The organism is Bacillus sp. XF8, assembly GCF_017498755.1.
Taxonomy (GTDB): Bacteria; Bacillota; Bacilli; order Bacillales; family Bacillaceae_G; genus Bacillus_A; species Bacillus_A bingmayongensis.
This window is the reverse complement of sequence record NZ_JAGDQK010000005.1, coordinates 1-25,251: the sequence shown is the minus strand read 5'-3', so window position 1 is coordinate 25,251 and position 25,251 is coordinate 1. Positions and strand designations below refer to the sequence as shown.

The window sequence follows — 25,251 nt, the reverse complement described above, 5'->3', positions numbered from 1 at the left end:
CATGTTGCATCGTTATCTTCCAATGACAGAAGAAGACAAAAAAGAAATGTTACAAACGATCGGCGTTCAAACGATTGATGAATTATTTTCCGATATTCCAGAAAGTGTTCGTTTCAAAGGGGATTTAAAGATTAAACAAGCGAAGTCAGAGCCAGAACTTTTAAAAGAACTGTCTGAACTTTCTCGTAAAAATGCGAATTTAAAAGATTATGCTTCCTTCTTAGGAGCAGGTGTATACGATCATTATGCGCCAGTAATTGTTGATCATGTTCTTTCTCGTTCAGAATTTTATACAGCTTATACTCCATACCAACCGGAAATTTCACAAGGGGAATTACAAGCGATTTTTGAATTTCAAACAATGATTTGTGAATTAACAGGAATGGATGTAGCAAACTCCTCTATGTATGACGGAGGTACAGCGTTAGCAGAGGCGGCAATGCTAGCAGCTGGTCATACTCGCAAAAAGAAAATTCTTGTTTCTAAAGCAGTTCATCCGGAATCAAGAGCAGTACTTGAAACATATGCAAAAGGTCAACATCTTGAAGTTGTTGAAATTGATCATAAAGACGGTGTAACAGATTTAAATGTATTACAAAGTGAAGTAGATGATACAGTCGCTTGCGTAATCGTTCAATATCCAAACTTCTTTGGGCAAGTGGAGAAATTAGCTGATATTGAGAAAATCGTTCATCAGCAAAAATCATTATTTATCGTTTCTTCAAATCCGTTATCATTAGGTGCGTTAACACCACCAGGTAAATTTGGTGCTGATATTGTGATTGGTGATGCACAACCATTTGGTATCCCAACACAATTTGGTGGACCACACTGCGGTTATTTCGCAACAACGAAAGCATTTATGCGTAAAATTCCAGGGCGTCTTGTCGGACAAACTGTGGATTCAGATGGAAAACGCGGCTTCGTATTAACACTGCAGGCTCGTGAACAACACATTCGTCGTGATAAAGCGACATCCAATATTTGTTCAAACCAAGCATTAAACGCGTTAGCAGCGTCTGTTGCAATGACAGCACTTGGAAGACAAGGTGTGAAAGAAATGGCACGTCAAAATATTTCTAAAGCACAATATGCAAAACGTCAATTTGAAGCAAAAGGATTCACAGTAACATTTGCTGGACCATTCTTCAATGAATTTGTTGTAGATTGCAAACGTCCAGTACAAGAAGTAAATGATGCATTAGTACAAAAAAATATTATCGGTGGTTACGACTTAGGCCGTGATTATAAAGAATTAACAAATCATATGCTTCTAGCGGTCACGGAACTTCGTACAAAAGAAGAAATTGACACACTTGTAAACGAAATGGGGGCTATCCAATGAAGAACCAAGACCAAGCACTTATTTTTGAAGTGAGCAGAGAAGGACGCGTAGGATATAGCTTACCCCAATTAGATGTAGAAGAAGTAAAATTAGAAGATGTGTTTGAGAGCGATTATATCCGTACTGAAGATGCTGAGCTTCCAGAAGTATCTGAACTTGATATTATGCGCCATTACACAGCACTTTCAAATCGTAATCACGGCGTTGATTCTGGATTCTATCCATTAGGATCTTGTACGATGAAGTACAATCCAAAAATCAACGAAAACGTGGCACGTTTCCCAGGCTTTGCACACATTCATCCACTTCAAGATGAAAAAACAGTGCAAGGTGCAATGGAATTAATGTACGACTTACAAGAACATTTAATCGAGATTACTGGTATGGATACTGTTACACTTCAACCAGCAGCTGGTGCACATGGGGAATGGACAGGGTTAATGTTAATCCGTGCATACCATGAAGCAAACGGTGACCATAACCGTACCAAAGTTATCGTTCCTGACTCCGCGCACGGAACAAACCCAGCATCTGCAACAGTAGCAGGATTTGAAACAATTACAGTAAAATCAAATGAGAATGGTCTTGTTGACTTAGAAGATTTAAAACGTGTTGTGAATGAAGAAACAGCCGCGCTTATGTTAACAAATCCAAATACACTTGGTTTATTTGAAGAAAATATTTTAGAAATGGCAGAAATCGTTCATAATGCAGGCGGTAAATTGTATTATGATGGTGCGAACTTAAATGCAGTATTAAGCCAAGCACGCCCTGGCGATATGGGATTTGACGTTGTGCATTTAAACCTTCATAAAACATTTACAGGTCCGCATGGCGGCGGTGGCCCAGGTTCTGGTCCAGTAGGTGTCAAAGCAGATTTAATCCCATTTTTACCAAAACCAATTTTAGAGAAAACAGAAAATGGTTATCACTTTAACTACGATCGTCCACAAGCAATTGGACGCGTGAAACCATTCTATGGAAACTTTGGTATTAACGTTCGTGCTTATACGTATATTCGTTCTATGGGTCCAGATGGTCTACGTGCAGTAACAGAATATGCTGTATTAAATGCAAACTATATGATGAGAAGATTAGCGCCGTTCTATGACCTTCCATTTGATAGACATTGTAAGCATGAATTTGTATTATCAGGTCGTCGTCAAAAGAAACTTGGTGTACGTACGCTAGATATCGCAAAACGTCTGCTTGATTTTGGCTACCATCCACCAACAATTTATTTCCCGTTAAATGTGGAAGAATGTATTATGATTGAGCCAACAGAAACAGAGTCAAAAGAAACATTAGACGGTTTCATCGATAAGATGATTCAAATCGCAAAAGAAGCAGAAGAAAATCCAGAAGTTGTACAAGAAGCACCACATACAACGGTAATTAAACGTCTAGACGAAACAATGGCTGCTCGTAAACCAATTTTACGTTATCAAAAGCCAACTCCTGTACAAGTTTGAGTAAATGTAAAATGAAAAGAACTCGTTATACGCGGGTTCTTTTTTTTTTGTGGAGAAATTGTGCAGAGATTATGAAAATAATGTAAAATTTTTTTGTATTTTATGTAACAGTAGGGAAGGAAGGTGATTTTTAAGCTTTTTTGTTGAAAAAGTCGGTTTGATAAAATTGTGTATTTTTGTTAGAATTTTATTGAAATTAAGAGGATGTAATGAGGAGAGTAACTCATTTTTAAGTATATGTGAAAAAACGAACAATTTGGGGTGAGGGAATGGGCTATAAGTGTTATAGGATGGTGTATCATTTAGAAAACGGTAAAACGATTAAAGATATAAAGGAATTTTGTTATCGAGATCATGGAAAAATGTTAGAGCGTGTAGCACATCGTGTAATGGATAACGCAGAAGTGACAGCGATTGATAAACAAGGAACAATTATTTCAATAGCTTGTGACGACATTGTAAAGGTAGAACTCGATTATATAAAAGAAAGTTAACCTTGAGTCATATCAAATTATTCGATAAAATATACTGTTGAATGGTGAAGTGAGAAGAGAGGAGTTTATCATGGGTAGTACAAGACACTTTTATATGTTCGTTTTAGCTTTTGTGCTTGTTGTGGCATTAACGGTATATTTAATAGTTGATAGCAGCTGGTACAATGCAGTACATCCGGCATTTCTTATTTTTATGTATGTAGGAATTGCGGTTGTTAGCTTTGGGATGAGAGATGAAATGTTAGAGCGATTTGAGAAGTAATACATGGAGTTTCACGCCAGCAAATCGAAAAAAACACAGTAAACAATTTTCTACATAAAGTGAAACTTTAATCAGTGAGGGGCTTAAGCACCAACTGATTATTAGCCCTCACCAATCGGGCTTTTACGGGTAGTTCATCTCCCATCTATCTTCTTTAGTTCCCTTAGAATCTTGAGGTGGGGTATTACTGCCCGCAAATAGCGCGATAAAGAGCTCCGTTTTTTCTACTCTAAGAAAAAACGGAGCTCTCATTATATAATTTGTAAGAGACGAAGCAACTCTAATGTTGTAGTTGGCTTGGTAAACCTATATTCCTTTAAGAAATTGATGTAAATCTCCTAAGCGAATAGGAGATTAAATATTTCCTAACTATGTATACCAATTTTTAATTCTATAGTAAAAAAACGAATGAACCCGAACAACAGCCCCTTTTTTTAGTGGCCGTTATTCGGGTTACAATTTAAAGTAATGAAGCTAATCTTCCTTTTATTACTTACCTTCTAATTCTTTTTTGATACTTTCTAACGTCTTCCCTTTATATTTCTCTTTCGGTTTTGGAGGGTTCGTTGCAGTTTTATTTACTAGTAAGAAATTCTTTTCTATAAACGCAAAGTCTTTCATATCAACTGTACCATCAAAGTTGATGTCCGCACTGCGTTTGTTTGTTTTCCAATTTTCTTCCATGAATACTGCATCCATAATATCGATGACTTGATCTCGGTTAACATCACCAGCTACCAACGTTGCAGTAAGCTTTGCATCATGTTCTCCTCGAATGGTTTCTCCGTCTTGTTTAAAAACGGTAAATGGTCTGCTGACTTCAAAGTGACCAGGTACGTGAAGGTGATACTTAAACTCTTCAGAAGTTACCGGCAGCTTAGAAATAGTTGCCATTGGATGGCCTTCGCCACCAGTATTCGCGACTGTTCCTTTATATTGTTGATTGTTCTTATCTGTAACAGTGGCAGATGCACCTACTTTTGTATAATCCGCTGTTTTAGGAATTCCTTCAGCCAGAGATGACACAATCACTTCCGAAAATGTTGGGACCACATATGACTCAACAGATAGACCTGGAACATAGGTTGTTGCGTTTTCAGTATTGATATACGATGATGTTAGATTTTTTAAGTCTAGTTCAGCGTCATAATATAGGTTATCCTTCACTTTCATTGTTACATCTACCGAAATATTTCCATCAATACCTTGAGCAGCATCTTTTGCAGATACTTGAATGCTATGTTTTTTAAGCGTCCCGCTTCCTGATAATTCTTTATCGGTTACAGTTACTTTATTCTGAGACTCTGAATTCACAGCGACCCCCGTAATGTCGAAGTATTCTCCTAAATAATCAAATGTAAATGTTTGTTCTTTCAATTTATTAGCATTATTCATTGTTAATGTATAAGTTACAGTTTCACCCATTTTTATATCTTGCTTATTCGGTGTAGCCGCCACATATTGTGTACCTTTTTTTTATAAAGTAAGTTGTCGGCATTTTTGGATAATTCCCTGCTGTTGATACACTATGACTATAGAAACGAACAGGAAGAATCGGGATGGATTCATCCATTGGTATTTCACTTGCAAACGTTCCATCTGGATTAATAGAGATATTACTGTTTGGTTTCAAAGCCATATCTGTTGGGCCTGGCTTAGGTTTGTTGTAATAATACATAACTTTATTCGCAGCTTGCGAAATATTGAAACCGGCAGCCATCATATCATTAATATTCTTCTCGTAAATAGACCCTGAAACGGGAACCGTTTTTTGACCTGCTTCATACTCGTACACTCCGTGTGGAAGAGAAAGCTTAAATTCTGGTGCCGTATTATCTGTAAATAGATATTCTTCATTTTCTGCTGTAATAGTTTTTCCTTGCTCAGTCGTCATAATGGCTCTTACCTTATAATTTCCATGTGGTATAAAATCTGAACTATCAGAAAATGAAGAGTTTAAATATTTTGGATCGGTAGAAAATGGTTTGTCTGGATCTCCAATAAATGGTGTATACGTCCCAAATCCAAGAAGAGTATACTCTTCTTGGATTTCCATTTAAGTTTGAATTAAAGCCGAGAGACCCAACATATTTGTTTGTTTTGGTATCTACAAGCATGAAATCAACCCTTTTTACATTCGACTTCAACTTTAAGGACGTATAGATACCGTAAGTCGAAAATGGGTTTGGTGCCGACTGAGATGTCGTTGTTAGTGACTTTGTTAGCACTGTGAACTTTTCAAATCCATCTTCTACATAATTAATACCGAATGGGATTTGATACGTTTCAGATGGATTGTCTTTGTTTGTATACACCACATACCCTTCATAGATTCCCTTTTCTGCTGTTTTTGGAATGAGAATGCCAAAGTTGATCTTCTTTTCACTGCCGCCCTCGAGTGTAATTGAATGACTTGTCATCGCCTTCACACCGTTTTTCTTTGCGTCCTTTGATCCTCTTACATCTGTTTGAAATTCTATTTTTACATCAAATGTTTTTGCTGTTTTCCCTCTGCAGCTGCTTCTAATACAGCTACTTGATATGGTTTTTGTTTAAATTCAACAATAACAGAAATTTCGTCTGTACTCTCCACATTTACCTCTGGTGTTAAATGTAGACCAGTCTCATTTAATGATCGTAGTTTCGTAAGAGCATCATGCTGTTCTTGAGTAAGGTTAGCTAGTATTTCCCCTGCTGTTCCGTTCTCTTCTGCGTGTGCAACCTCCGAAAAGGAAGAGCTTGATAATAATCCAGAGAATTGTGACAAAACGAGAGCGCTAGAAAGACCGATTACCGCAAATTGTTTTTTTTATGTAGTACACTCAATATCCACCTACCTATTATTTTATTTTTATAAATCTCTATCAATCTTTATAAATCCAACTAGAGTCTTTAACACGTATACCACCCTTCATTTCGGTATACTACTGAAAGTGGAATGAAAAAAGGAATGGATAGAGATGTTGTGCAAATGTTGAGAAGTTAATTTGGATTTATCCCGCATTAACGGGCAGTAAGACCCTCACCTCAAAGTTCAGCGAAAGCAAGGAAGTTAGGTGGGGGATCAACTGCCCGTAAAAGCCCGATTCGTTCAACTAATAATCAGTGGGGGATGAAGAAAACCCCCACTGATTAAAGTTTCACTTTATATACTACCAAATCATGATGTTCTTTTTGGTTCCGCTTACATAAACTAAAATGGACATAGAGCCGGGTCATAAAAGAAGTTACGAACTCTTTTTGTTTATACTTTAAATCCCGTGAATCCTAAGCGTGCTAAAGATATCGGAAACTTAATTTGGGCATACATATCACGTTATCGTATGTATTTGTTGTACTATTCGTTCGCGCGCTGATAATTTTGAAGTACTCACCTCTAGCTGCTAATCTCGTAACTTAATTTTCCACTTATGATAGAAGAGAAGCTTTCACAATACTTTGCTTATTTAGTACTTCAGTATGAAATGGTGCAGTTCATACGTTTCTTAATTTACGGAAAATATAGCTATAATTGGTAATAATCCTTAAAATGTTACGAATAAAGCCGGTTTAATAGATATATCTTCTTATTATTCATTTTTTCTAGTGTTTCTTTTTCGAATCACCCTCCCTAAAAATTTAACATCATGATTATTATCGTTATTCGGAAAATTATAATTACAGTCAACCACTTGCAGTAAAATTGAGTTTGGGAAATTTTCTATGAAATGTTTATATATTTTCTATTATGATGAGTGAATTCGACAAAATTCTATGTTGTTTTGTGATGAGAATATGGTCATCTGAATATTACTATAATTATGTTTAATTAAAACCAAGAGAGTTGTTTTTCAGTAGAGAATAAAGGATCTGTGTGAGGTGAAACTGAAATTTGGAAATGTAAAGGTGGGAAGTTCTCGCGTTTTTTTTCTACATCGTAGATTACAAAGAAAATAAGGAGGATGATTATAATGAAAAATCACTATAAATCATTTAAAGAATTAATAGGGGTACCGCTAGCATTTTTTAGAAAAACTACGCTAAGTGATTTTCGACAAAAAATGATCCGATTCTCCCCTGATAAAAGTAAACTAGTGCTCTTATACTTAGGAGTACCAATCTGTTGGGCATTGGTTTATATGTTAAAAAATAGGTCTTTCCTTTAGAAATAAAGACAGTGTATGAGAATGAATTTTATCAACGTATTCAAAAAGAAGATCTGAAAATTAAAGAAGTGAGGCTCCAGGACTAACAGGAAAATGTTGGTCTTTTTTTCTTGCCAAAAATAGGATGATGTGTATATACTGTATATGTAAAGTATATACAGTATATACACAGTGGAGGAAAAGATGAATATTATTATTTCAAATTCTTCACCAGATCCTATTTATGAACAAATTAGTAAACAGCTTCGGCAGCTAATTTTAACTGGTGATCTAAAGGGTGGAGATCAATTGCCGTCTATCCGTAGTTTAGCGAAAGAACTACAAATTAGTGTGATAACGACGAAGCGTGCGTATGAGGAGCTTGAAAAAGAAGGGTATATTGAAACGGTTGCTGGGAAAGGAACGTATATCTCAAGGAAAAATAATGAACTCTTACGAGAACAGAGATTGCGTTTGTTAGAAAGTAAAGTCGAGGAAGTTGTGAATGAAAGTAAACTTCTACAGCTTTCACTTGAAGAGTTGCAAGAGATGATCATGCTTCTATATAAGGAGGAATAAAGTGCCATGCTAGAGTTAAAAAATGTTTGTAAAAACTATAAAGATTTTTCAGTGAAAAATATAAGTTTTACATTGCCGCGGGGATATATTATGGGACTTGTTGGGCCAAATGGTGCGGGGAAAAGTACGACTATTAAAATGATTATGAACTTAGTAAGAAAAAATAGTGGGGATATTACGATTTTTGGTAAGGACAATAAAAAAGCAGAAAAAGAAATTAAGCAAAATATCGGATTTGTATACGATGAAAATTACTATTATGAAGAGTTAACCTGTGAACAAATGAAGCGAATTATCGCACCACTATATAAAAAATGGGATAAAGAAAAATATCAATCATATATGGACCGATTACAAGTTCCAAAAAACAAAAAGATTAAGCAGTTATCAAAAGGGATGAAAATGAAATTTGCAATTGCGATTGCGCTATCACATCATGCGGAACTCATAATTATGGATGAACCGACAGCAGGTTTAGATCCAGTTGTCCGTAGTGAACTGCTGGATATATTGCAAGAAATTGTGATGGAAGAAGAAATATCGGTATTATTTTCGACACATATCACAACAGACTTAGAGCGCATTGCGGATTATATTACGTTCATAAACGAAGGAGAAATTGTCTTTACTGGTGAGAAGGATGAGATATTAGAAAATCACGTAATTGTAAAAGGAAGCAACGACTTATTAGATCCAGAAGGAAAAGAACTCTTCATTGGTTTACGTAAAAATAAATTTGGCTTTGAGGGATTGGCGAAGGATAAACAGGCGATTGAAGATTGGTTTGGGAACGAAGTTGTGCTGGAGAGACCAACGTTAGACGATATTGTTGTTTATACGGCGAAGGGGAGGAGAGCTCATGCTTCAGCTCGTATATAAGGATGTGTTCTTTTTTCGTGTAACTTGGTTAGTTAACATTATTATGCCCATAATGATGTTTGCTTTAGAACCGAATGGTGAAACGGTATTCCCTATAAGTTGCTTATTAATCACGCTGTCTTCAGCTATGGTACTGATAGCTATGGATGAAAGAAATAAAAGTGAAATTGTTTTAAATAGTTTACCTGTAAGACGGAGGGATATCATCATTGCTAGGTATATTTCTTGTGTAATATTTATTGCAGTAGGGATGATAGCAACGATGGTAGCGGTATGGTTAATAAGAGGCATAGCTTCAATTGATAATATAGGTGTATACCATCCTAATTTATATATTGAAATTCCATGGTATGTAGTATTAAGAGGAGTGGTCTTTTCGTTTGTATTCATAGCAACTTTGTTCCCTAGTTACTACGGTACAAAATCAAAGGTAATGCAGGGAATACTAACGGGGGGATCGATGACACTAGCCGTTATTATTGGAATATTTATTGATGAAAGGCAAAATCGTACGGCAGCGTCATTCATTGATTGGATTATGAATCCATCACATATTGGGGTGTTTATAGTTGGCGTAATTATATTAGCTAGTATATATATCATTTCTATGTTTATTACCATTAAGATTTATGAAACACGTGATTTATAAAAAGGGGGATATGTATGCAACAGTTAATTTTAAAGGATTTTTTCTTGCAAAGGAAAATTTTTCTTGTTTATCTAATATTGCCTGTTTATGGAATGCTACAACGATATATTGAACCATATCAGTTAGCAGTTGTCTGTTTTACTACTTGTCTTTTAATGATATCCATTTCTTTGTCAATTGAAGATAAAAATAGAACTGAGAAGATATTAGTTAGTTTACCTTTTGTTAGGAAGGATATTGTTATTGCTAAATATCTCTCAACAGTACTCTTTGTTGGGTGTGGTTTAATTATCACGTTTATCTTTTTTTTATTACCTAAATTCCTGATAGATAAAAATATAAATATTCCATGGTATGCAATTTTTATAGCTATTTTTGTCTCTATTCTTTATGCAATAATGGTTCTGCCTATAAAATATGGAGGAAACAAGCAAACTGTTACTATTTTTAGTCTGGTTATACTTTTTCCTTTAGTAGGTTTGCTAGGGTTTATGTGCAATGTATTTGCTGAGGAAAGGCTTATGTTAATGTTTTTCCGCTCTTCAAATGTGGTATTAATCGCAACTGTTTTAAGTATAGGGGCATGTGTAGCTTATCTTATCTCACTGGTTTTTTCTATCGCGATATTTAAAGATAAAGAACTTTAATGTACAAGATTTAGCAAGATACATCTTTAACGTAAAACATCTGATATGTAGATAGCGTGAAGTAACAATGGGAGATGTGAAAAATGATGCAACAATTGGCTTTAAAAGATATTATACTGCAAAGAAAATCAAGTCTTCGCTACTTTGTATAAAGAACGTGACTTGTAAAATAGGAAGGGGAGATTGCTATGAGACAACTCATACTAAAAGACTTTGTTGTACAATGGAAGTTTTTAATTTGGTATTTACTGTATCCTCTTTTACTATATGCAATCAGTAAAGATAGTCGAAGTGTATTTACAGCTATCATTATTATTATTCCAATTTTGGCTGTGATGACAACATTTTACAACGATGAGAAAAATAGCAGTGAGAAAATATTAAATAGCTTGCCAGTGAGCCGAAAACAAATTGTGTTATCAAAGTATGTGTTTATATTTTTAATCCTTATAATGAGCCTTGTAGTTTCAAGTTCGATGGTTGGTATAGAACTTGGGTTGAAGGGAGTCGATTTTATAAAATCTATGGTGATTAGTAGTATAGATATTGTCATAATTTATTTAAGTATTGCAATTCCAATTCACTTCGTATTAGGGTATCGAAAAGGTAGATTTATTACATTTATTATATTACTAGTACCAGTATTAATTGGAGAATTTTTCTTTAAAGTGAACATTGAAGAAATGATATTTCAGTCTAGCGTATTGTTATCAATTTGTGCAGTATGTATATTATTCATCTCCATTGTTGTTTGTACGAAATTATATGAACAAAGAGACATATAGAGATGGAGGGATAATGATGAAAATCATTGGTAATCTTTTTATAACAGTCGGGTTGCTCCTTATCATCGGTGCCGGAATCGGAACAGCATTACATCTCATCCCTGCAAACATTTCAGTACTTACATGTCTATTGTTTGGAACAGTTTTCGTAACATCCGGAAATATAATTAGGAAAAAAGAAAAACACACATTATAAAAGGTGTCTCATCACAAGACACCTTCTTCAATAGGAGAAATAACACAGAAGTAACTTATAAACAGAAACGGTGCTTGGCATATCTTTTGGAGCGTGTAATATTAGACTGAAAACTATAACAAAGAAAAGAAATAAGAAAAACAATAATAGGATATGTTTATGTATGGAATGTTGCATATCGTCAGCTCCTTTTTATCCCGCATTAACAGGCAGTAATACTTCCACCTCAAAATTCGGCGGAAGCAAAGAAGTTAGGTGGGAGATAAACTGCCTGTAAAAGCCCGATTGGTTCAACTAATAATCAGTGGGGGATGAAGTAAACCCCCACTGATTAAAGTTTCACTTTATGTAGTATGTCCAAAAGAAGCGAGGATATCGTTCGGTTTTAAAAAATGTAGAGGTGGATGCATAATGAGAAAGAAAACGTTAACTGGAAGGATACTCATGGGACTTGGATTAATTTTATTGTTTTGGGGACTTGTCATGTTGAATGTCATTTCAGATATTGGAGTGTTTGAGAATATGGATAAGAGCGTAGGAGGAAGTGTTTTGATTCTTGGAATCGTAAGCCTCATTACTTCGAATTTCTTTAGGGAAAATAATACAACTCATTAGATATGAAAACAGACAGTTACTTCTTTTCTGAAGAACTGTCTGTTTTGAATAATTTACTACAAAGTTTGGCGATACTCCAAATCATAATAATTGTAACGGATGCAATAAGTGACCAAACGATGGATACAACTTCAAGTGCCATGTTTGGAAGGAATGTAAGAATAGAAATCACTTTATGAAATAGCCACTCCATAATATGAAAGCTCATTTGCAATAGAATAACAATCCCAATCATAATTCCTGTCACAATTTGTTTTCCTTTTTCTTTCCACATGACATTCACCTCACGTTAGCTCATTAATTTTAAGCCAACTGCACCACATAAAATGCAGCTTAAGAAAGCGAGGCGACGCCAATCAGCTGATTCGCGGAATATAAGAATACCTAGAAGCGCACTTCCGGCAGTTCCGATTCCAGTCCAAATCGCGTAGGCTGTTCCCATCAGTAATGAGTCCATTGCAAGTGATAAGAAGAAGAAGCTGACGCCAAAGTTGGCGATTAAAATAAGCTTTGGTGTCCACCCTTTCTTTTCAGTGGCTACTTTCATAAACAGTACACCAACAATTTCACAAATACCAGCAATAATTAAAAATACCCATGCCATTTTATGCAGCCTCCTTCTCTTCTTGTTCACCTGTTACTCGTTTTAATCCAATAACGCCAAAGAAGATTAAACCGATAAATAAGATTTTTGTAATGGAAAAAGGTTCTCCGAAAATGAAGATTTCTGTAAGAACGATTCCACCAGCTCCGATTCCTGTAAAGACCGCATATACAGTTCCAACAGGTAGATCTTTATAAGCTTTAAATAATAGGACGAAACTAATTACGATTATAAGAGCAACACCAATCCACTCGAGTGGTGCCTCCGCGTGTTTTAGTCCAATTACCCAAAAAATTTCAATAATGCCAGCTAAAATTACATAAATCCATGCCATATATCATTTCTCCTTCCTACCAGTCGTTAGGTAAAGGGCCGAAAAACGACGCATTGCAAAGGAAGCAATCCGTCATTTTGAAAGGCCGCGCCAAAATACTTTCCAAGAGGCGTTTAAGCGGGTCTCAAAGCGATTTAAACCTGCGTATAATAATTCAACCATCAGACCATCAAGTAAGCATAAATAAGCCTCTAGAGCGTCTTTTATTTCAATGTTATGCAGTTCATCTTGTTCATTTGCCTGTTTGAATACAGGAAATAACAGCTCTCTAATATTTTCAATGTGAACATTCGCTTTTTCAATAATTTGTTCGCGAAATGCATCAGGCGGAAAATAAGAAGTACGTAACCAAAACATTGACTCCTCACTTTCACCAAATCGTTTTGCATAACTTTTTAACAGATTTACGAGCAATGCTTCAGTAGACGATTTTGAAAAGTCTTTTATATCGTTTGTAAAGCTTTGTAAATCTTTTTGCAGGGCTGCTTCTAAGCAGATGAAATATAGTTCTTCTTTTCCCTTAAAGTGTGCGTAAATCGATGGTTTTTTAATCCCGACTTCTTGTGCAATATTTGCTAATGAAGTCCCTTCATAACCGTAGCGTGCGAAATGAGAAAGGGCTACAGCTTTAATGCGGTTTGCGGTCATTTTTTACCCCCCTACCTACCGTTCGTTAGGTTAATTTTAATAGATAATCAAAATAAAGTCAATAAGTCAGATGATGAAAAAGAGTGCCAAATGCAGCAGGCACTCTTTACACAGTTTTTCGTTCAATTAAACGGAAAGGAAGTTCTTCGGAGTTCCCTATGATTTGTTCACTAAGTATTTGTTTATGAAATAAAGAAAAGGCAAGAGTCCCCATTGTTAGTCCGGGGTGCTCAATTGTTGTAATTTCTAATGCTTCCGAAATCTCATGGTTATCAAAACCGAGGATTGCTAAATCTTCTGGAACACGTATTCCGTTTTTCCTTGCTTCTGTTAATAAACCAGCGGCCACTTGGTCATTAGCAGCAAAAATAGCAGTTGGACGCTCTTTCATGTTTAACATGCTGTGTAAAACTTTTGCACCATCTTGCATCGTGTAGCATTGGTAAAACATCCAATCTGGTTGAAGTCTTTTTTTGACAGTATGGAAAACATCAGAAAAAGCCTTTTCACGCTGCTTTGTATTTACACTTTTTTGTCTTGCTAAACAAACGCCAATTCGCTCATGACCTTTACTTAGTAAATATTCTGTACCAATGCGAAATCCTTCATAATGATCAACATACACGGATGAGATAAGCGGATGCGTCATTTTTTCACAAGAAATAATAGGAGCAAATTTTGCAAATGGTTCAATTTGTTCCCAAGAGCTTGTTCTGGAGCAGATGATCATGCCGTCAAACTGTTTCATTTTCATCATTTCTAGAACTCGAAGTTCTTCCTTGCTATCGTAGTTTGTTTGGCAAAGATTAATGTGGTAGCCCGCAGTTAACGCTTCATTTCCAATCCCTTCAATAATTGTACTGAAGTAGGGTAAATTGATAAAAGGAAGCATGACACCGATTGTGAAAGTCTTACCCTTTATTAAATGTACTGCATTTATATTTTTTGCATAATTTAATTCTTCAATAGCGTCTAAAACACGTTTTCGCTTTTCATCGCTCACATATGGATGATCGTTTAATACGCGTGAAACTGTCGTTATCGATACTCCCGCAGTTTTCGCAATTTGTTTTATATTTGCCATATGTTTCACCTCTCACTTAATTATAAAGGGAAATGGGCAGGAATGGAAAATTACTTAAAAATGCTTGACCTGAAAAGCTTTTCATAATCTATTTTATAAACAAAGCTTTTCACTATTCGCGTAACCTTACTTTAGGGCGTAAGAGTAGTGAAAAGTCTTTTTTTGTCTGAAAAGATACTACATGTCAAAATATGTGAGATAAACGAGGAAAGTTTTCAAAGGGAGAGTGGACAAGTGAAGCGAATATGAACAACATATTAACGCTTTGTTCGTAGAGAGAGCGGTATGAAAGGCGGAAACAAATTGAAAAAAAGAATCATTTGTTTCGTGTTTTCTAGTATTTTGCTTAGCTCATGTTCATTCCAACAAACGACGAAAGAAGAAAAACAATTTGTGGGAAATGCGGATGGAGCTGTGGATCGTGTATCTGGTCCTGTTTCGTTAAAGAATGCAAAAAAATATTTTCCGGAATCATTTAAAGCTCCGACGTATTTACCGTACGATGTTATAGGTGATGTAAAGGGAGAAGTAAGAACAATTGGGAAGAAGAACGCTGTCTTGACGATAAAATATAAACAACAAGAAAAAGGAAGAAAAGATTATGTAGAATTAACAGTTGCTAATTTTTCCTATAGTTTTCCTTATATTGTGGAACAAAATCGATTTCATGAAAAAATGAAATTGGATAATGGTTCAGCTGCCTATTTTAAAAATAGGGATGAGTTTGAACAGGGGGAAGAATTTGCGACGCTCATATGGAAAGAGAAAGGATTAGAGTATCAATTGCTGTACCGTAATGTAGAATCAAGAAATGAAGAAGTAGTAAAACAAAACTTATTGTATATTGCGAACAACATGGAAGAAAAGAACTAGCTGATGAGTCACGCTAGTTCTTTAAAATATTATTTCTTTTTAATTTTGCCTGTCCAAGATTTAAATCCACCTTGTAGTTGGTAGAAATCTTTGTAACCTTGTTTTTTTAGATATTGAGCTGCACGTCCTGTACGGAATCCACTTTGGCAGTATAAATAGACAGGTTGGTCTTTACGTAGCTCTTTGTAACGCATACGGATTTGTGATAATGGAATGTTACGAGCACCTAAAATATGACCAGCGTTAAATTCATCTGCTTCACGAATATCGATAAGCTGTGCTTTACGGTAGCCAGCGCGAAATTCTTCTTCTGAAAGTGTTTTAATTAATCTTTTCTGATAGAAAAACATCCATACAGAGTAGCCGATGAATGCTAGAACTACGGCTAGTATAATAATTAAATTTGTTGACACGATTCTATCGCTCCCTTTTTTCTTATCCTACTTTCAATATTATAATGCCCATATGTATTTATGCAACAGGTTCGTTCGGTGAGAAGAAGAAATTTCGTATTCTTTCACAAATTTTGTCGAATTTGTTAGACTAGAGATTGTGAAAAATAATTGGTTATATGAGGTGCAGGATGGGAAAAGAAAAATGGTGTTATATTAACTCTGGTCAATGTTCACCGGCATTTAATATGGCGTTAGATGAATGTTTGTTAAATTGGCAAAGCGAAAAGAAAATGCCACCAACAATTCGTTTTTATGAATGGGAAGTGCCAACATTAACAGTGGGGTATTTTCAGCGTGTAGAAAAAGATATCAATATGGATGTAGTAAATGAGAAGAAATATGGATTTGTTCGCCGTCAAACAGGTGGTAGAGGCGTATTGCACGATAAGGAATTAACGTACAGTGTTATTGTCTCTGAAGATCATCCGAATATGCCTAAAACAGTTACAGAAGCGTATCGCGTAATTTCGCAAGGGTTATTGGAAGGTTTTAAGGCACTAGGATTAGAAGCGTACTATGCGGTTCCAAAAACAGAAGCGGATCGTGAGAACTTAAAAAATCCACGTTCAGGTGTATGCTTTGATGCACCATCTTGGTATGAAATTGTTGTAGAAGGTAGAAAAATTGCTGGGAGCGCTCAAACGCGTCAAAAAGGTGTTATTCTGCAGCATGGATCCATTCCATTAGAAATCGACTTAGATGAACTGTATGATTTATTCTTATTTCCAAATGAACGTGTGAAAGAACGTATGAAGAGTATGTTTTCTTCTAAAGCGGTCGCAATTAATGAATTAACAGACCGTACATTTACAATTGAACAGTTGATTGAAGCGTTCCAAGTTGGATTTGAAAAAGGTTTAGATGTGGAGTTAGTTCCGTATAAACTAACAGAAGAACAGCTTCAGGAAGTGCAAACATTAGCGAAAGAAAAGTATGAAAGTACTGAATGGAATTATAAAAAATAAGGAGATGGCATTTGCCATCTCCTTATTTTTATAGTAAATTTAGTACTTTTTCTACTTTAATTCCTTTTTCTTGTAAGGAACGAAGGCGATTTACAACATCCATAATTTCTTTATCAAAAGTAACGCTAATACCTTGGCTTTGTAATTCTTCTTTTAAATTTTCAATAGAATCATCTATATCGATGCCAAGCTCGTAATCCTGACATACTTCAATTGTCTTTTTCACAAGCTTCACATAATTTTCTTGTAGTTTAGAATTTGCTTCAGCTGGAGCCGCTTGTTTTGGTTTGGTAGGCATAGCCGTAACCGTTTCTTGCTTTGCAACTGGAGTGGGTACTTCTTTTTTTACAGGTGTTGGAGTAGGTGCTGCTACAACTGTCTCTGAACGCACCGGCTTTGGTGCTGGTGCCGGAGTAGGCTTAGGGGTTACAACAACAGGTTCTTCAACACGTGTAACGGGTTTTGGAGCCGCTGTGACTACTTTAGGTGCCTTTTCTACCACTACTTCTTTTTTTGGAGCAGTTTCTACAGGTGTTACTTCCTGTTCAGCAGCTTCTTTATTTTCTTTACTCCACATAACGCGTTCGATTTGCAATGAAACATTGTTTTTGTTCATTGCTGTTAATGTAACTTTACCAACTTCGGCATTGCCAGTGAAATCGACAATTTTATAAATCACACTTTTGTTCCAATCTACGTTTCCGCTCAAAAATAATTCTTCGTTACATTTCGGCGTTAAGCCCTCGATTTTAATTTCTGCATTTACACCGTTCTCACTATATACCATAATTAGCGAAGCATTTACATCTTCGTCTGCTAACATTAGTTCACGTACCATTTTGCCGGTGCGTACTTGCGTTTTCTTCTTAAGTGACATCAAATTTCCCCTCTCAAAAATTCAGTAATAATAAAAAAATCGTATAACGAAAAATAATTGCTCACGAAGAAATATGATACCGATAATAAAAGCATTACGTCAACAATTAACTTTAATTATTTTGCATTTTTCTTATTTTCTTTATGAAATTTTTCAATTTGTAAAATTAGACAGAAGAAAAACAGCCTTTTGAAAGGCTGTTAAAAGTTTGCTTTTTTATATAGCAGTTTATATAAAATATAAAAGAAAATAGCGATTAGGGCATTTTGCCAAATTGTTAAATGATAAGAAAGATAAGGTTGTTTTTTAAAGTAAATATTTATAAATACTGCTGAGCAAAATGGAATAGAAAATGCGAGCCCAAATAGAATTCTTCTTTTCCAATTCATTGTTTGATTAAAGGAATAGCGCTTTAGCAAATATAAAATGAGAAATATGCCTAGTATAATACTTAAAATGAAAAAAGTAGTTCCAGGAACACTAAACGGTGGACCTGTCAATGGAGTGGTTCTTTCAAAAAGTAAAATAAAAAATGAAACAATGGTATCCATCCCGAATTGTATAGCAAGTAACAAACTAACTGCAAAACCAATCATGGACGTTTTTTCTAATTTTGTTTGTTTTGGAAAAGCTAGTATGAGCTCATCACAATAAGATTGTAAGTTGTCTCCAAAAATATCATAAGCATTTTTCTCTTCCGCTTGTGCCTCGATAAGATGATCTAATATTTCTAGCAACAGTTCTTCCAATTGAGATTCGGGTACGTTAGTTAAACGGAGGTATACTAGCATATCTCCATAAGCAGCTTCGTTTTCAGGTGTTAAAAGTTTGCGTTTTTTATTATTGAGCTCTACCATATCTTGTGCTTTCATCCTCATCACTCTCCCTGTAATAAATTATTTACTGTCGTTGAAACCATCCCCCAGCTTTCTTTGAATTCTTCTAGCTGTTCAAACCCTTTATCCGTTACGTGATAATATTTTCGCTTTGGTCCAAGGCTTGAAGCTTTTAATGTACCAGCAATCAGTTTTTCTTTTTGCATTCGTAGCAAAAGGGGATATATGCTGCCTTCACTTACAAATGTAAAGCCATGTTTACTTAATTTCGTACTTAGCTCATATCCATACACTTCTTCTTGGGAAATGATGTATAAGATGCATCCTTCGAGTACACCCTTTAGCATTTGACTATGCATTCATTCACCACTTTCTAGTAACTTGTTGTGCAAGGTAGTTGTTGTTTGAATTATAACATTCAGTAACTTGCTACGCAAGTTACTGAGGTGGAAAACTTTAAACAGCGTTGTTAGTGTGCGTTTGCGCATACTAAAATGAAGGAGGTAATCGTATGAAGCCATTTATGCCAAAGCTTGTTTATTTTGAACCACAGGCACTCCAATATCCACTTGGAAAAGAGTTGTATAAGAAATTTACAGAGATGGGTCTAGAAATTCGAGAAACAACATCACATAATCAAATTCGCGATTTACCTGGAGAGAATGATTTGCAGAAATACCGGAATGCTAAAGCGACGCTTGTTGTTGGAGTAAGAAGGACACTGAAGTTTGACACATCTAAGCCATCAGCTGAATACGCAATTCCGCTTGCGACAGGTTGTATGGGACATTGTCATTATTGCTATCTGCAAACAACACTTGGTAGTAAGCCATATGTTCGTGTATATGTGAATTTGGATGAAATCTTTGAGAGAGCGAAACAATATATGGATGAACGAGCGCCAGATATTACACGGTTTGAAGCAGCGTGTACGTCGGATATCGTCGGAATCGATCATTTAACGCATGCCTTAAAGAAAACGATTGAATTTATTGGAAAGAATGAATATGGTCGTCTGCGTTTTGTGACTAAATACTCCCATGTTGACCATTTATTAGATGCAAAACATAATGGGAAAACGCGTTTTCGCTTCAGTGTTAATTCTCGTTATGTCATAAAAAACTTTGAACCGGGTACCTCATCATTTGAGGATCGAATTGCAGCTGCACGTAAAGTAGCGGGAGCGAATTATCCACTTGGTTTTATTGTTGCCCCGATTTATATGCATGAAAGTTGGGAAGAGGGGTATCGTGAATTATTTGAACGCCTTTCTGATGCGTTAAAAGATTTAACACTGCCAAATTTATCATTCGAATTGATTCAACATCGCTTTACCAAGCCAGCGAAGAAAGTAATAAAACAACGTTATCCGAATACGAAACTCGAAATGGATGAAGAGAAACGAAAATATAAATGGGGACGATATGGCATTGGAAAATATGTATATCAGAAAGATGATGCAGTAAGGTTAGAGGAAACAATGCGAGGGTATATTCACGAATATTTTCCGAATGCTGAAATTCAATATTTTACATAGAAGAATCTGTATATACATGCAGATTCTTTTTATGTTTCATGTCTTTTGGCTTGTTTCCACCCTTGTCATGATATCCTTTCTGGTGTATCATTTTATTGATTGCTTAGTGCGGAAAACACAAAATGAAATTGGATGGAGGAAACCGATGCCTACCCCTAGTATGGAAGATTATATTGAACAAATTTATTTGTTAATTGATGAAAAGGGATATGCCCGCGTATCTGATATTGCTGAAGCGCTTAGTGTACATCCATCCTCTGTAACGAAAATGGTACAAAAGTTAGATAAAGATGAGTATCTAATTTATGAAAAATATAGAGGGCTTGTATTAACATCAAAAGGGAAAAAAATCGGGGAGCGTCTTGTATATCGTCATGAGTTACTAGAACAATTTATGCGTATCATTGGTGTGGATGAAAGTAAGATTTATAATGATGTAGAAGGAATTGAACATCATTTAAGTTGGGAAGCTATTGACCGCATTGGTGATTTAGTACAATATTTTGAACAAGATGAACTTCGAATTGAAACACTTCGCGGTGTTCAAAAAGCAAATGAAGAGCAGGGAAAGTAAAGGGAACGAGATGCGTTTCCTTTTTTGTTTGTAAAAAAAGACCGCGTTTCCTAAAAGGAAGCGCGGTCTTTCTTTTTATTTTTTTTACCTTCAATCACGGTTAAATGAGACTGTTTTCGTTTCTTTTTTAACAATGATGAATTGCCTTTTTTAACTTTGTCATCGGAAGCATTTCGTTTTAATAAAGAATTGCTTAGGGGTGCTACATTTTGTTTTCCGTATTTTCGGTTCGATTGTTTCGCAGCACGCTTATAAGAGTTTTGCGAATTGGCTGAACCGCTGGAGCTTGTAAACATTTTATATAACAAATAAAACACACCAACAACAAGTAACATGATGACAATGTTTTTTACCATACCGTATGGATCTGTAATTGCAGATGATACGAGACCAAATATTGCTAACCCAATAATAAGCACGAATAAAGCGAACGTAAACGAACGACCGTTCATAGGGAACACCTCCTAAATAACATATATTAAAATTAGTATATTAGCGACAAGGGAAGGAGTTGAGTACCATTTTAAAAATTATTGTTGTTTTTCTTCTAAACGTAATAATTCTTCAAAGGATGCAATCGCAACTTCAACTTGATCATCTTCTGGTTCTTTTGTTGTTAATAGCTGAAGCCATAACCCTGGGTACCCTAAGGCACGTAAAATCGGAATATCTCGTAATCGATTTGTAAATTGTAAGACTTCAAAAGAAATACCTAGAACAACTGGGATTAATAAAATTCGATTTACCACTCTGACCCAAAGAGGATCAGTTGGAACAAGAAAGTAGACAAACATTCCGATAATGACTGTAAATATAATAAAACTACTACCGCAACGATAATGGAGACGAGTTTGTTTTTGTACATTTGCTACTGTCAGCGGAAGATTGTTTTCGTAAGCGTTGATGACCTTATGTTCCGCGCCGTGATATTGAAATACACGCTTAATGAGCGGAGTTAGTGACACAATATATATATAGCTCAGTAATAGGATGAGCTTAATGATGCTTTCGACAATAATTTGCCCGGTATGAGATGGGAAAATTGGTCGTGTCAATTCCGCTAAAAGTGCGGGAACTGCTGTGAAAATAATTTTGCCAAATATGAACGATAAGACTCCGACTGCGGCTACTCCTAATATCATCGTTAGCTTTGATTGTTCTTCTTTTTTGTTTGCAAACTGCTCATCGTCTTCAGGATGAACATCAAATCGCTCCGAAGCAAAGTTTAAATGCTTTGCTCCATTAGCACTTGCATCAACGATAGCGGCGATACCACGTAGAAATGGAACTTTCTTTAGCGCAGATAATACTGTATTACGCACGCGTGGTAATCGATAAAATTCGATTGATTTATCTTTACGACGAACCGCTGTAACAGTATATTCTCTACCACCAAACATAACTCCTTCTATGACCGCTTGCCCACCGTATATTTGTTTTGTCTCCTCTGCCATGTTAACACCAACCTGTATTTGTTTCTCTCTTATGTAGAAAAGAGGCAATTGCCACACTTGGTTCTGTCATTGTGAGATTTGACAATCACCGAGTTTCCTTTATTTTATCGACAAACACAAGCTGCTGACAAGGAAAATTGTTACGGAAGCCAGACATTTCTTATTCTTTTTATAGACAAATTTCGCATGATTTAAACATGCTTCAAAATAGTTTCGGACATACTAGTAAGCGGAGGTGTTGATGTGAAGCAAGAACAATCAGGAATAAATAAATTTGTACAGATTGGTTTATTTGGTGGTTTTTTTTGGGGGAGTATATGGTATTTTCTTCATATTTTTTCATTTACGGAAGTTGGACCGAACTATTTGCTTTTACCATTTGCGCTTGGGAATTGGAAAGAAGGAGTTTGGGGAAATGTATTAGGCGTTGTCTGTGTAGGACTTCTTTCTGTTTTAGTGGCATTTCTCTATAAGGCCCTTTTCAAAAGATTCGAAGGGGTACTACCTGGGATACTTTATGGTCTCTTTTGGTGGACTATTTTATTTTTCGGGCTTGGTTCTATTGCGCCTGTTATTAAGAATGCACTTCATTTACCGAAAGAAACAATTGTCACAACGATATGTATTTTTATTTTATATGGTGTATTTATCACATATTCTGTTTCGTTTGAAGCGAATAATGTGAATCTGGGGGAAGGGAGAGAGTAGACGAACTATTCAAACAAGTGGCTCCTGTGTTAAAATGTTGTATAGACATTTTTATATTAAGGAGTTTACAAGTATGAAGAGATTACTCCTCGTTAACGGTCCTAATCTAAATCGCCTTGGCGTTCGAGAGGTGAATGTATATGGGAAAGGAACGCTAGCGACACTTGAAACAGAGATGAAGCAAGAAGCAGAGAAATTGGGAGCGGAGTTAGAATGTTTTCAATCGAATCATGAAGGTGCTCTTATCGACATCATTCATGAGGCTGATGACATATATGAAGGAATCATTCTAAATCCAGGGGCATTTACGCATTATAGCTATGCGATTCGAGATGCGATTGCGAGCATTTCGATTCCGGTGATTGAAGTACATATTTCCAACATTCATCAGCGTGAATCGTTTCGTCATGAATCTGTGACGGCAGCAGTCGCGGCGGGACAAATTGTTGGATTTGGTTTTTATGGTTATAAGTTAGCGTTATTTGCATTATTGGAGAAACTTAGGGAGGCATAAACTGATGGAAAAGATCACGAAGTTAAGAAGTGCATTTGGTGAATCTGGTATTGATGGTATTTTATTAACGAATGAATATAGTCGTAGATATATGACAAACTTTACAGGGACAGCTGGTGTTGTACTTATTTCTAATGATCGTGCTCTATTTATCACAGATTTCCGCTATGTGGAGCAAGCTAGTAAGCAAGCTGTAGGTTATGAAATTGTTCAACATACAGGACCAATTCTTGATGAAGTTGCGAAACAAGTGAAGGAATTAGGAATTCAAAAGCTTGGGTTTGAGCAAGATACGCTTACATATAGCTCTTATACAGCACATAAAGAAGCCGTTGAAGCGGAATTTGTTCCAACTTCTGGGCTTGTAGAAAAGTTACGCTTGATTAAGACGGATTCAGAGATTAAGATATTAAAGGAAGCTGCACAGATTGCAGATGCTGCCTTTGAACATATTCTATCATTCATTCGCCCAGGCGTATCTGAAATTGAAGTGTCAAATGAACTTGAATTTTTCATGAGAAAACAAGGAGCAACATCTTCTTCGTTTGATATTATCGTTGCTTCAGGACTTCGTTCAGCATTGCCGCATGGTGTGGCATCTGAAAAAGTGATAGAAAAAGGAGATTTCGTAACATTAGACTTCGGTGCTTATTATAAAGGATATTGCTCTGATATTACACGTACGATTGCAGTTGGCGAACCATCTGATAAATTAAAAGAAATTTACAATGTCGTTTTAGAAGCGCAAATTCGTGGTGTAAACGGCATTAAAGCTGGTTTAACTGGTCGTGAGGCTGATGCATTAACACGTGACTACATAACTGAAAAAGGATACGGTGAATATTTCGGGCATTCTACTGGTCATGGGGTGGGTCTTGAGATTCATGAGGCACCTGGTTTAGCGTTCCGCTCTGAAACGGTACTTGAGCCTGGTATGGCTGTGACAGTAGAACCGGGTATTTATATTCCGGGTGTTGGCGGTGTACGTATTGAGGACGATATTATTATAACAAGTGAAGGTAATGAAGTAATCACGAAGTCTCCAAAAGAACTTATTATTTTGTAATACACAGGAGGATTTTTTGCATGATTTCAGTAAACGATTTTCGTACAGGTTTAACAATTGCGGTGGACAACGGCCTTTGGCAAGTTATAGATTTCCAACACGTAAAGCCAGGTAAAGGTGCTGCGTTCGTTCGCTCTAAATTACGTAACCTTCGTACAGGTGCTATTCAAGAAAAAACATTCCGTGCTGGTGAAAAAGTAGAAAAAGCACATATCGAAAACCGTCGTATGCAATATTTATACGCGAGCGGTGAGTCTCACGTATTCATGGATAATGGAACTTATGAGCAAATCGAACTTAGTGAAGCTCAGATCGAGTATGAACTAAAATTCTTAAAAGAAAACATGGAAGTAGCTATTATGACATACCAAGGTGAAGTACTTGGTGTTGAGCTTCCAAATACTGTTGAGTTAAAAGTTGTTGAAACAGAACCAGGTATTAAAGGTGATACAGCTTCTAACGTAACAAAACCAGCTACATTAGAAACTGGCCTTGTTGTACAAGTACCAATCTTCATTAACGAAGGTGAAATGCTTATCATCAATACAGGTGAAGGTAAATACGTTTCTCGTGCGTAGTTTAAAAAGCACTCGTGATCATAAAGTGAACCCCATTAATGGGACATGAAAAAAACACCTCCTTAATTCGCATACTAAATGCGAATTAAATGGAGGT

General features: G+C 36.0%; 34 protein-coding genes. 19 read left to right on the top strand and 15 right to left on the bottom strand.

The window, feature by feature from the left end; all coding sequences use genetic code 11:
- Nucleotide 1 precedes the first annotated feature (1 nt).
- The 4 genes from gcvPA (at nt 2) to J4P91_RS05415 (ending at nt 3,573) form a co-directional block, all read left to right on the top strand.
- Nucleotides 2-1,345, top strand: coding sequence for an aminomethyl-transferring glycine dehydrogenase subunit 1 (gcvPA, locus tag J4P91_RS05430; protein ID WP_207993186.1), 1,344 nt, complete (start codon nt 2-4; stop codon nt 1,343-1,345).
- Nucleotides 1,342-2,817: an aminomethyl-transferring glycine dehydrogenase subunit 2 gene (gene gcvPB / locus J4P91_RS05425; RefSeq protein ID WP_207993185.1), complete on the top strand. Its 1,476-nt coding sequence runs from the start codon at nt 1,342-1,344 to the stop codon at nt 2,815-2,817. The genes gcvPA and gcvPB overlap by 4 nt, the downstream gene beginning before the upstream one ends.
- A 269-nt stretch (nt 2,818-3,086) precedes the next feature.
- The gene (locus tag J4P91_RS05420) at nt 3,087-3,311 is read left to right on the top strand and encodes a DUF3929 family protein (RefSeq protein ID WP_026049147.1); all 225 of its coding nucleotides are present in this window, start codon (nt 3,087-3,089) and stop codon (nt 3,309-3,311) included.
- 70 nt (nt 3,312-3,381) lie between these two features.
- Entirely contained in the window at nt 3,382-3,573 is a 192-nt protein-coding gene (locus J4P91_RS05415) for a hypothetical protein (RefSeq protein ID WP_017150846.1), read from the top strand.
- Nucleotides 3,574-4,062: 489 nt separating this feature from the next.
- Here J4P91_RS05415 and J4P91_RS29555 read toward each other — a convergent pair whose 3' ends face one another.
- The 4 genes from J4P91_RS29555 to J4P91_RS05395 form a co-directional block, all read right to left on the bottom strand.
- Complete coding sequence (locus tag J4P91_RS29555; RefSeq protein WP_207993184.1) at nt 4,063-5,031, bottom strand: dockerin type I domain-containing protein; 969 nt, start codon at nt 5,029-5,031, stop codon at nt 4,063-4,065.
- Nucleotides 5,012-5,467 (bottom strand): hypothetical protein, encoded by a 456-nt coding sequence (locus J4P91_RS05405; RefSeq protein WP_207993183.1) that lies wholly within the window; start codon nt 5,465-5,467, stop codon nt 5,012-5,014. Before J4P91_RS05405 ends, J4P91_RS29555 begins: the two co-directional genes overlap by 20 nt.
- A gap of 46 nt (nt 5,468-5,513) precedes the next feature.
- A complete protein-coding gene (locus tag J4P91_RS05400) occupies nt 5,514-5,993 on the bottom strand; it encodes a hypothetical protein (protein ID WP_207993182.1) in 480 nt (159 codons plus the stop codon).
- A gap of 62 nt (nt 5,994-6,055) precedes the next feature.
- A complete protein-coding gene (locus J4P91_RS05395; protein WP_207993181.1) occupies nt 6,056-6,340 on the bottom strand; it encodes a hypothetical protein in 285 nt (94 codons plus the stop codon).
- A 1,561-nt stretch (nt 6,341-7,901) separates the two neighbouring features.
- Between J4P91_RS05395 and J4P91_RS05390 the strand changes: the two genes are divergently transcribed.
- From J4P91_RS05390 to J4P91_RS05360, 7 genes are all read left to right on the top strand, one after another.
- Entirely contained in the window at nt 7,902-8,276 is a 375-nt protein-coding gene (locus tag J4P91_RS05390; RefSeq protein WP_207993180.1) for a GntR family transcriptional regulator, read from the top strand.
- Nucleotides 8,277-8,282: 6 nt separating this feature from the next.
- Entirely contained in the window at nt 8,283-9,155 is an 873-nt protein-coding gene (locus tag J4P91_RS05385) for an ABC transporter ATP-binding protein (protein WP_207993179.1), read from the top strand.
- Nucleotides 9,136-9,804 carry an ABC-2 transporter permease gene (locus tag J4P91_RS05380; RefSeq protein WP_207993178.1) on the top strand — a complete coding sequence of 223 codons (669 nt, stop codon included), beginning with the start codon at nt 9,136-9,138 and terminating at the stop codon, nt 9,802-9,804. The genes J4P91_RS05385 and J4P91_RS05380 overlap by 20 nt, the downstream gene beginning before the upstream one ends.
- 14 nt (nt 9,805-9,818) lie before the next feature.
- Nucleotides 9,819-10,451 (top strand): ABC-2 transporter permease, encoded by a 633-nt coding sequence (locus tag J4P91_RS05375; protein WP_207993177.1) that lies wholly within the window; start codon nt 9,819-9,821, stop codon nt 10,449-10,451.
- Nucleotides 10,452-10,639: 188 nt separating this feature from the next.
- Nucleotides 10,640-11,236 (top strand): ABC-2 transporter permease, encoded by a 597-nt coding sequence (locus J4P91_RS05370; protein ID WP_207993176.1) that lies wholly within the window; start codon nt 10,640-10,642, stop codon nt 11,234-11,236.
- A 16-nt stretch (nt 11,237-11,252) separates the two neighbouring features.
- A complete protein-coding gene (locus J4P91_RS05365; RefSeq protein WP_207993175.1) occupies nt 11,253-11,432 on the top strand; it encodes a hypothetical protein in 180 nt (59 codons plus the stop codon).
- A gap of 411 nt (nt 11,433-11,843) precedes the next feature.
- Nucleotides 11,844-12,047 carry a hypothetical protein gene (locus J4P91_RS05360; protein WP_207993174.1) on the top strand — a complete coding sequence of 68 codons (204 nt, stop codon included), beginning with the start codon at nt 11,844-11,846 and terminating at the stop codon, nt 12,045-12,047.
- A 16-nt stretch (nt 12,048-12,063) separates the two neighbouring features.
- Here the strand turns inward: J4P91_RS05360 and J4P91_RS05355 are convergent, their stop codons facing one another.
- From J4P91_RS05355 to J4P91_RS05335, 5 genes are all read right to left on the bottom strand, one after another.
- Nucleotides 12,064-12,321, bottom strand: coding sequence for a DUF3975 family protein (locus tag J4P91_RS05355; protein WP_207993173.1), 258 nt, complete (start codon nt 12,319-12,321; stop codon nt 12,064-12,066).
- A gap of 15 nt (nt 12,322-12,336) precedes the next feature.
- Nucleotides 12,337-12,651 (bottom strand): DMT family transporter, encoded by a 315-nt coding sequence (locus tag J4P91_RS05350; protein ID WP_207993172.1) that lies wholly within the window; start codon nt 12,649-12,651, stop codon nt 12,337-12,339.
- Between the two features lies 1 nt (nt 12,652).
- The gene (locus tag J4P91_RS05345) at nt 12,653-12,985 is read right to left on the bottom strand and encodes a DMT family transporter (protein ID WP_207993171.1); all 333 of its coding nucleotides are present in this window, start codon (nt 12,983-12,985) and stop codon (nt 12,653-12,655) included.
- Nucleotides 12,986-13,057: 72 nt separating this feature from the next.
- Nucleotides 13,058-13,633 carry a TetR/AcrR family transcriptional regulator gene (locus J4P91_RS05340; RefSeq protein WP_017150857.1) on the bottom strand — a complete coding sequence of 192 codons (576 nt, stop codon included), beginning with the start codon at nt 13,631-13,633 and terminating at the stop codon, nt 13,058-13,060.
- Between the two features lie 106 nt (nt 13,634-13,739).
- Nucleotides 13,740-14,717 carry a LacI family DNA-binding transcriptional regulator gene (locus J4P91_RS05335; RefSeq protein WP_017150858.1) on the bottom strand — a complete coding sequence of 326 codons (978 nt, stop codon included), beginning with the start codon at nt 14,715-14,717 and terminating at the stop codon, nt 13,740-13,742.
- Nucleotides 14,718-15,044: 327 nt separating this feature from the next.
- Between J4P91_RS05335 and J4P91_RS05330 the strand changes: the two genes are divergently transcribed.
- On the top strand, nt 15,045-15,590 hold the full coding sequence (locus J4P91_RS05330; protein WP_034278349.1) for a hypothetical protein: 546 nt from the start codon (nt 15,045-15,047) through the stop codon (nt 15,588-15,590).
- 29 nt (nt 15,591-15,619) lie between these two features.
- Here J4P91_RS05330 and J4P91_RS05325 read toward each other — a convergent pair whose 3' ends face one another.
- Nucleotides 15,620-16,003, bottom strand: coding sequence for a rhodanese-like domain-containing protein (locus tag J4P91_RS05325; protein ID WP_017150860.1), 384 nt, complete (start codon nt 16,001-16,003; stop codon nt 15,620-15,622).
- A gap of 170 nt (nt 16,004-16,173) precedes the next feature.
- Here J4P91_RS05325 and J4P91_RS05320 point away from each other — a divergent pair, with 170 nt between their 5' ends.
- Complete coding sequence (locus J4P91_RS05320; protein ID WP_017150861.1) at nt 16,174-17,010, top strand: lipoate--protein ligase family protein; 837 nt, start codon at nt 16,174-16,176, stop codon at nt 17,008-17,010.
- Between the two features lie 28 nt (nt 17,011-17,038).
- Here J4P91_RS05320 and J4P91_RS05315 read toward each other — a convergent pair whose 3' ends face one another.
- From J4P91_RS05315 to J4P91_RS05305, 3 genes are all read right to left on the bottom strand, one after another.
- Complete coding sequence (locus tag J4P91_RS05315) at nt 17,039-17,887, bottom strand: hypothetical protein (protein WP_207993170.1); 849 nt, start codon at nt 17,885-17,887, stop codon at nt 17,039-17,041.
- A 200-nt stretch (nt 17,888-18,087) separates the two neighbouring features.
- Complete coding sequence (locus tag J4P91_RS05310; RefSeq protein WP_207993169.1) at nt 18,088-18,759, bottom strand: DUF1129 domain-containing protein; 672 nt, start codon at nt 18,757-18,759, stop codon at nt 18,088-18,090.
- 5 nt (nt 18,760-18,764) lie between these two features.
- Nucleotides 18,765-19,082, bottom strand: coding sequence for a PadR family transcriptional regulator (locus J4P91_RS05305; protein ID WP_207993168.1), 318 nt, complete (start codon nt 19,080-19,082; stop codon nt 18,765-18,767).
- A gap of 152 nt (nt 19,083-19,234) precedes the next feature.
- Here J4P91_RS05305 and splB point away from each other — a divergent pair, with 152 nt between their 5' ends.
- A complete protein-coding gene (splB, locus tag J4P91_RS05300; RefSeq protein WP_017150865.1) occupies nt 19,235-20,260 on the top strand; it encodes a spore photoproduct lyase in 1,026 nt (341 codons plus the stop codon).
- 145 nt (nt 20,261-20,405) lie between these two features.
- Nucleotides 20,406-20,834, top strand: a complete 429-nt coding sequence (gene mntR, locus J4P91_RS05295) for a transcriptional regulator MntR (protein WP_016116280.1) — start codon at nt 20,406-20,408, stop codon at nt 20,832-20,834.
- 50 nt (nt 20,835-20,884) lie between these two features.
- Here the strand turns inward: mntR and J4P91_RS05290 are convergent, their stop codons facing one another.
- Nucleotides 20,885-21,286 carry an SA1362 family protein gene (locus J4P91_RS05290; protein WP_207993167.1) on the bottom strand — a complete coding sequence of 134 codons (402 nt, stop codon included), beginning with the start codon at nt 21,284-21,286 and terminating at the stop codon, nt 20,885-20,887.
- A 78-nt stretch (nt 21,287-21,364) separates the two neighbouring features.
- The gene (locus tag J4P91_RS05285; protein WP_207993166.1) at nt 21,365-22,288 is read right to left on the bottom strand and encodes a DUF1385 domain-containing protein; all 924 of its coding nucleotides are present in this window, start codon (nt 22,286-22,288) and stop codon (nt 21,365-21,367) included.
- A 243-nt stretch (nt 22,289-22,531) separates the two neighbouring features.
- Here J4P91_RS05285 and J4P91_RS05280 point away from each other — a divergent pair, with 243 nt between their 5' ends.
- From J4P91_RS05280 to efp, 4 genes are all read left to right on the top strand, one after another.
- A complete protein-coding gene (locus J4P91_RS05280) occupies nt 22,532-22,996 on the top strand; it encodes a YqhR family membrane protein (RefSeq protein WP_207993165.1) in 465 nt (154 codons plus the stop codon).
- A gap of 73 nt (nt 22,997-23,069) precedes the next feature.
- Nucleotides 23,070-23,510, top strand: a complete 441-nt coding sequence (gene aroQ / locus J4P91_RS05275; protein WP_207993164.1) for a type II 3-dehydroquinate dehydratase — start codon at nt 23,070-23,072, stop codon at nt 23,508-23,510.
- A gap of 4 nt (nt 23,511-23,514) precedes the next feature.
- Complete coding sequence (gene pepQ / locus J4P91_RS05270) at nt 23,515-24,576, top strand: Xaa-Pro dipeptidase (protein WP_207993163.1); 1,062 nt, start codon at nt 23,515-23,517, stop codon at nt 24,574-24,576.
- A 20-nt stretch (nt 24,577-24,596) separates the two neighbouring features.
- Complete coding sequence (gene efp, locus J4P91_RS05265) at nt 24,597-25,154, top strand: elongation factor P (RefSeq protein ID WP_017150871.1); 558 nt, start codon at nt 24,597-24,599, stop codon at nt 25,152-25,154.
- The last annotated feature ends 97 nt before the right edge of the window (nt 25,155-25,251 follow it).

Excerpts from the sequence above, each read along its gene's own strand:
- J4P91_RS05360 (WP_207993174.1), top strand. The coding sequence starts at position 11,844 with ATGAGAAAGAAAACGTTAACTGGAAGGATACTCATGGGACTTGGATTA.
- J4P91_RS05320 (WP_017150861.1), top strand. The coding sequence starts at position 16,174 with ATGGGAAAAGAAAAATGGTGTTATATTAACTCTGGTCAATGTTCACCG.
- mntR (WP_016116280.1), top strand. The coding sequence starts at position 20,406 with ATGCCTACCCCTAGTATGGAAGATTATATTGAACAAATTTATTTGTTA.
- gcvPB (WP_207993185.1), top strand. The coding sequence starts at position 1,342 with ATGAAGAACCAAGACCAAGCACTTATTTTTGAAGTGAGCAGAGAAGGA.
- J4P91_RS05390 (WP_207993180.1), top strand. The coding sequence starts at position 7,902 with ATGAATATTATTATTTCAAATTCTTCACCAGATCCTATTTATGAACAA.
- J4P91_RS05405 (WP_207993183.1), bottom strand. The coding sequence starts at position 5,467 with ATGACGACTGAGCAAGGAAAAACTATTACAGCAGAAAATGAAGAATAT.
- aroQ (WP_207993164.1), top strand. The coding sequence starts at position 23,070 with ATGAAGAGATTACTCCTCGTTAACGGTCCTAATCTAAATCGCCTTGGC.
- J4P91_RS05350 (WP_207993172.1), bottom strand. The coding sequence starts at position 12,651 with ATGGCATGGGTATTTTTAATTATTGCTGGTATTTGTGAAATTGTTGGT.
- splB (WP_017150865.1), top strand. The coding sequence starts at position 19,235 with ATGAAGCCATTTATGCCAAAGCTTGTTTATTTTGAACCACAGGCACTC.
- J4P91_RS05415 (WP_017150846.1), top strand. The coding sequence starts at position 3,382 with ATGGGTAGTACAAGACACTTTTATATGTTCGTTTTAGCTTTTGTGCTT.
- J4P91_RS05340 (WP_017150857.1), bottom strand. The coding sequence starts at position 13,633 with ATGACCGCAAACCGCATTAAAGCTGTAGCCCTTTCTCATTTCGCACGC.
- J4P91_RS05375 (WP_207993177.1), top strand. The coding sequence starts at position 9,819 with ATGCAACAGTTAATTTTAAAGGATTTTTTCTTGCAAAGGAAAATTTTT.
- J4P91_RS05370 (WP_207993176.1), top strand. The coding sequence starts at position 10,640 with ATGAGACAACTCATACTAAAAGACTTTGTTGTACAATGGAAGTTTTTA.
- J4P91_RS05285 (WP_207993166.1), bottom strand. The coding sequence starts at position 22,288 with ATGGCAGAGGAGACAAAACAAATATACGGTGGGCAAGCGGTCATAGAA.
- J4P91_RS05400 (WP_207993182.1), bottom strand. The coding sequence starts at position 5,993 with ATGACAAGTCATTCAATTACACTCGAGGGCGGCAGTGAAAAGAAGATC.
- J4P91_RS05380 (WP_207993178.1), top strand. The coding sequence starts at position 9,136 with ATGCTTCAGCTCGTATATAAGGATGTGTTCTTTTTTCGTGTAACTTGG.
- J4P91_RS05310 (WP_207993169.1), bottom strand. The coding sequence starts at position 18,759 with ATGAAAGCACAAGATATGGTAGAGCTCAATAATAAAAAACGCAAACTT.
- J4P91_RS05420 (WP_026049147.1), top strand. The coding sequence starts at position 3,087 with ATGGGCTATAAGTGTTATAGGATGGTGTATCATTTAGAAAACGGTAAA.
- J4P91_RS05345 (WP_207993171.1), bottom strand. The coding sequence starts at position 12,985 with ATGGCATGGATTTATGTAATTTTAGCTGGCATTATTGAAATTTTTTGG.
- efp (WP_017150871.1), top strand. The coding sequence starts at position 24,597 with ATGATTTCAGTAAACGATTTTCGTACAGGTTTAACAATTGCGGTGGAC.
- J4P91_RS05290 (WP_207993167.1), bottom strand. The coding sequence starts at position 21,286 with ATGAACGGTCGTTCGTTTACGTTCGCTTTATTCGTGCTTATTATTGGG.
- pepQ (WP_207993163.1), top strand. The coding sequence starts at position 23,515 with ATGGAAAAGATCACGAAGTTAAGAAGTGCATTTGGTGAATCTGGTATT.
- J4P91_RS05365 (WP_207993175.1), top strand. The coding sequence starts at position 11,253 with ATGAAAATCATTGGTAATCTTTTTATAACAGTCGGGTTGCTCCTTATC.
- J4P91_RS05305 (WP_207993168.1), bottom strand. The coding sequence starts at position 19,082 with ATGCATAGTCAAATGCTAAAGGGTGTACTCGAAGGATGCATCTTATAC.
- gcvPA (WP_207993186.1), top strand. The coding sequence starts at position 2 with ATGTTGCATCGTTATCTTCCAATGACAGAAGAAGACAAAAAAGAAATG.
- J4P91_RS05355 (WP_207993173.1), bottom strand. The coding sequence starts at position 12,321 with ATGTGGAAAGAAAAAGGAAAACAAATTGTGACAGGAATTATGATTGGG.
- J4P91_RS05385 (WP_207993179.1), top strand. The coding sequence starts at position 8,283 with ATGCTAGAGTTAAAAAATGTTTGTAAAAACTATAAAGATTTTTCAGTG.
- J4P91_RS05335 (WP_017150858.1), bottom strand. The coding sequence starts at position 14,717 with ATGGCAAATATAAAACAAATTGCGAAAACTGCGGGAGTATCGATAACG.
- J4P91_RS05315 (WP_207993170.1), bottom strand. The coding sequence starts at position 17,887 with ATGTCACTTAAGAAGAAAACGCAAGTACGCACCGGCAAAATGGTACGT.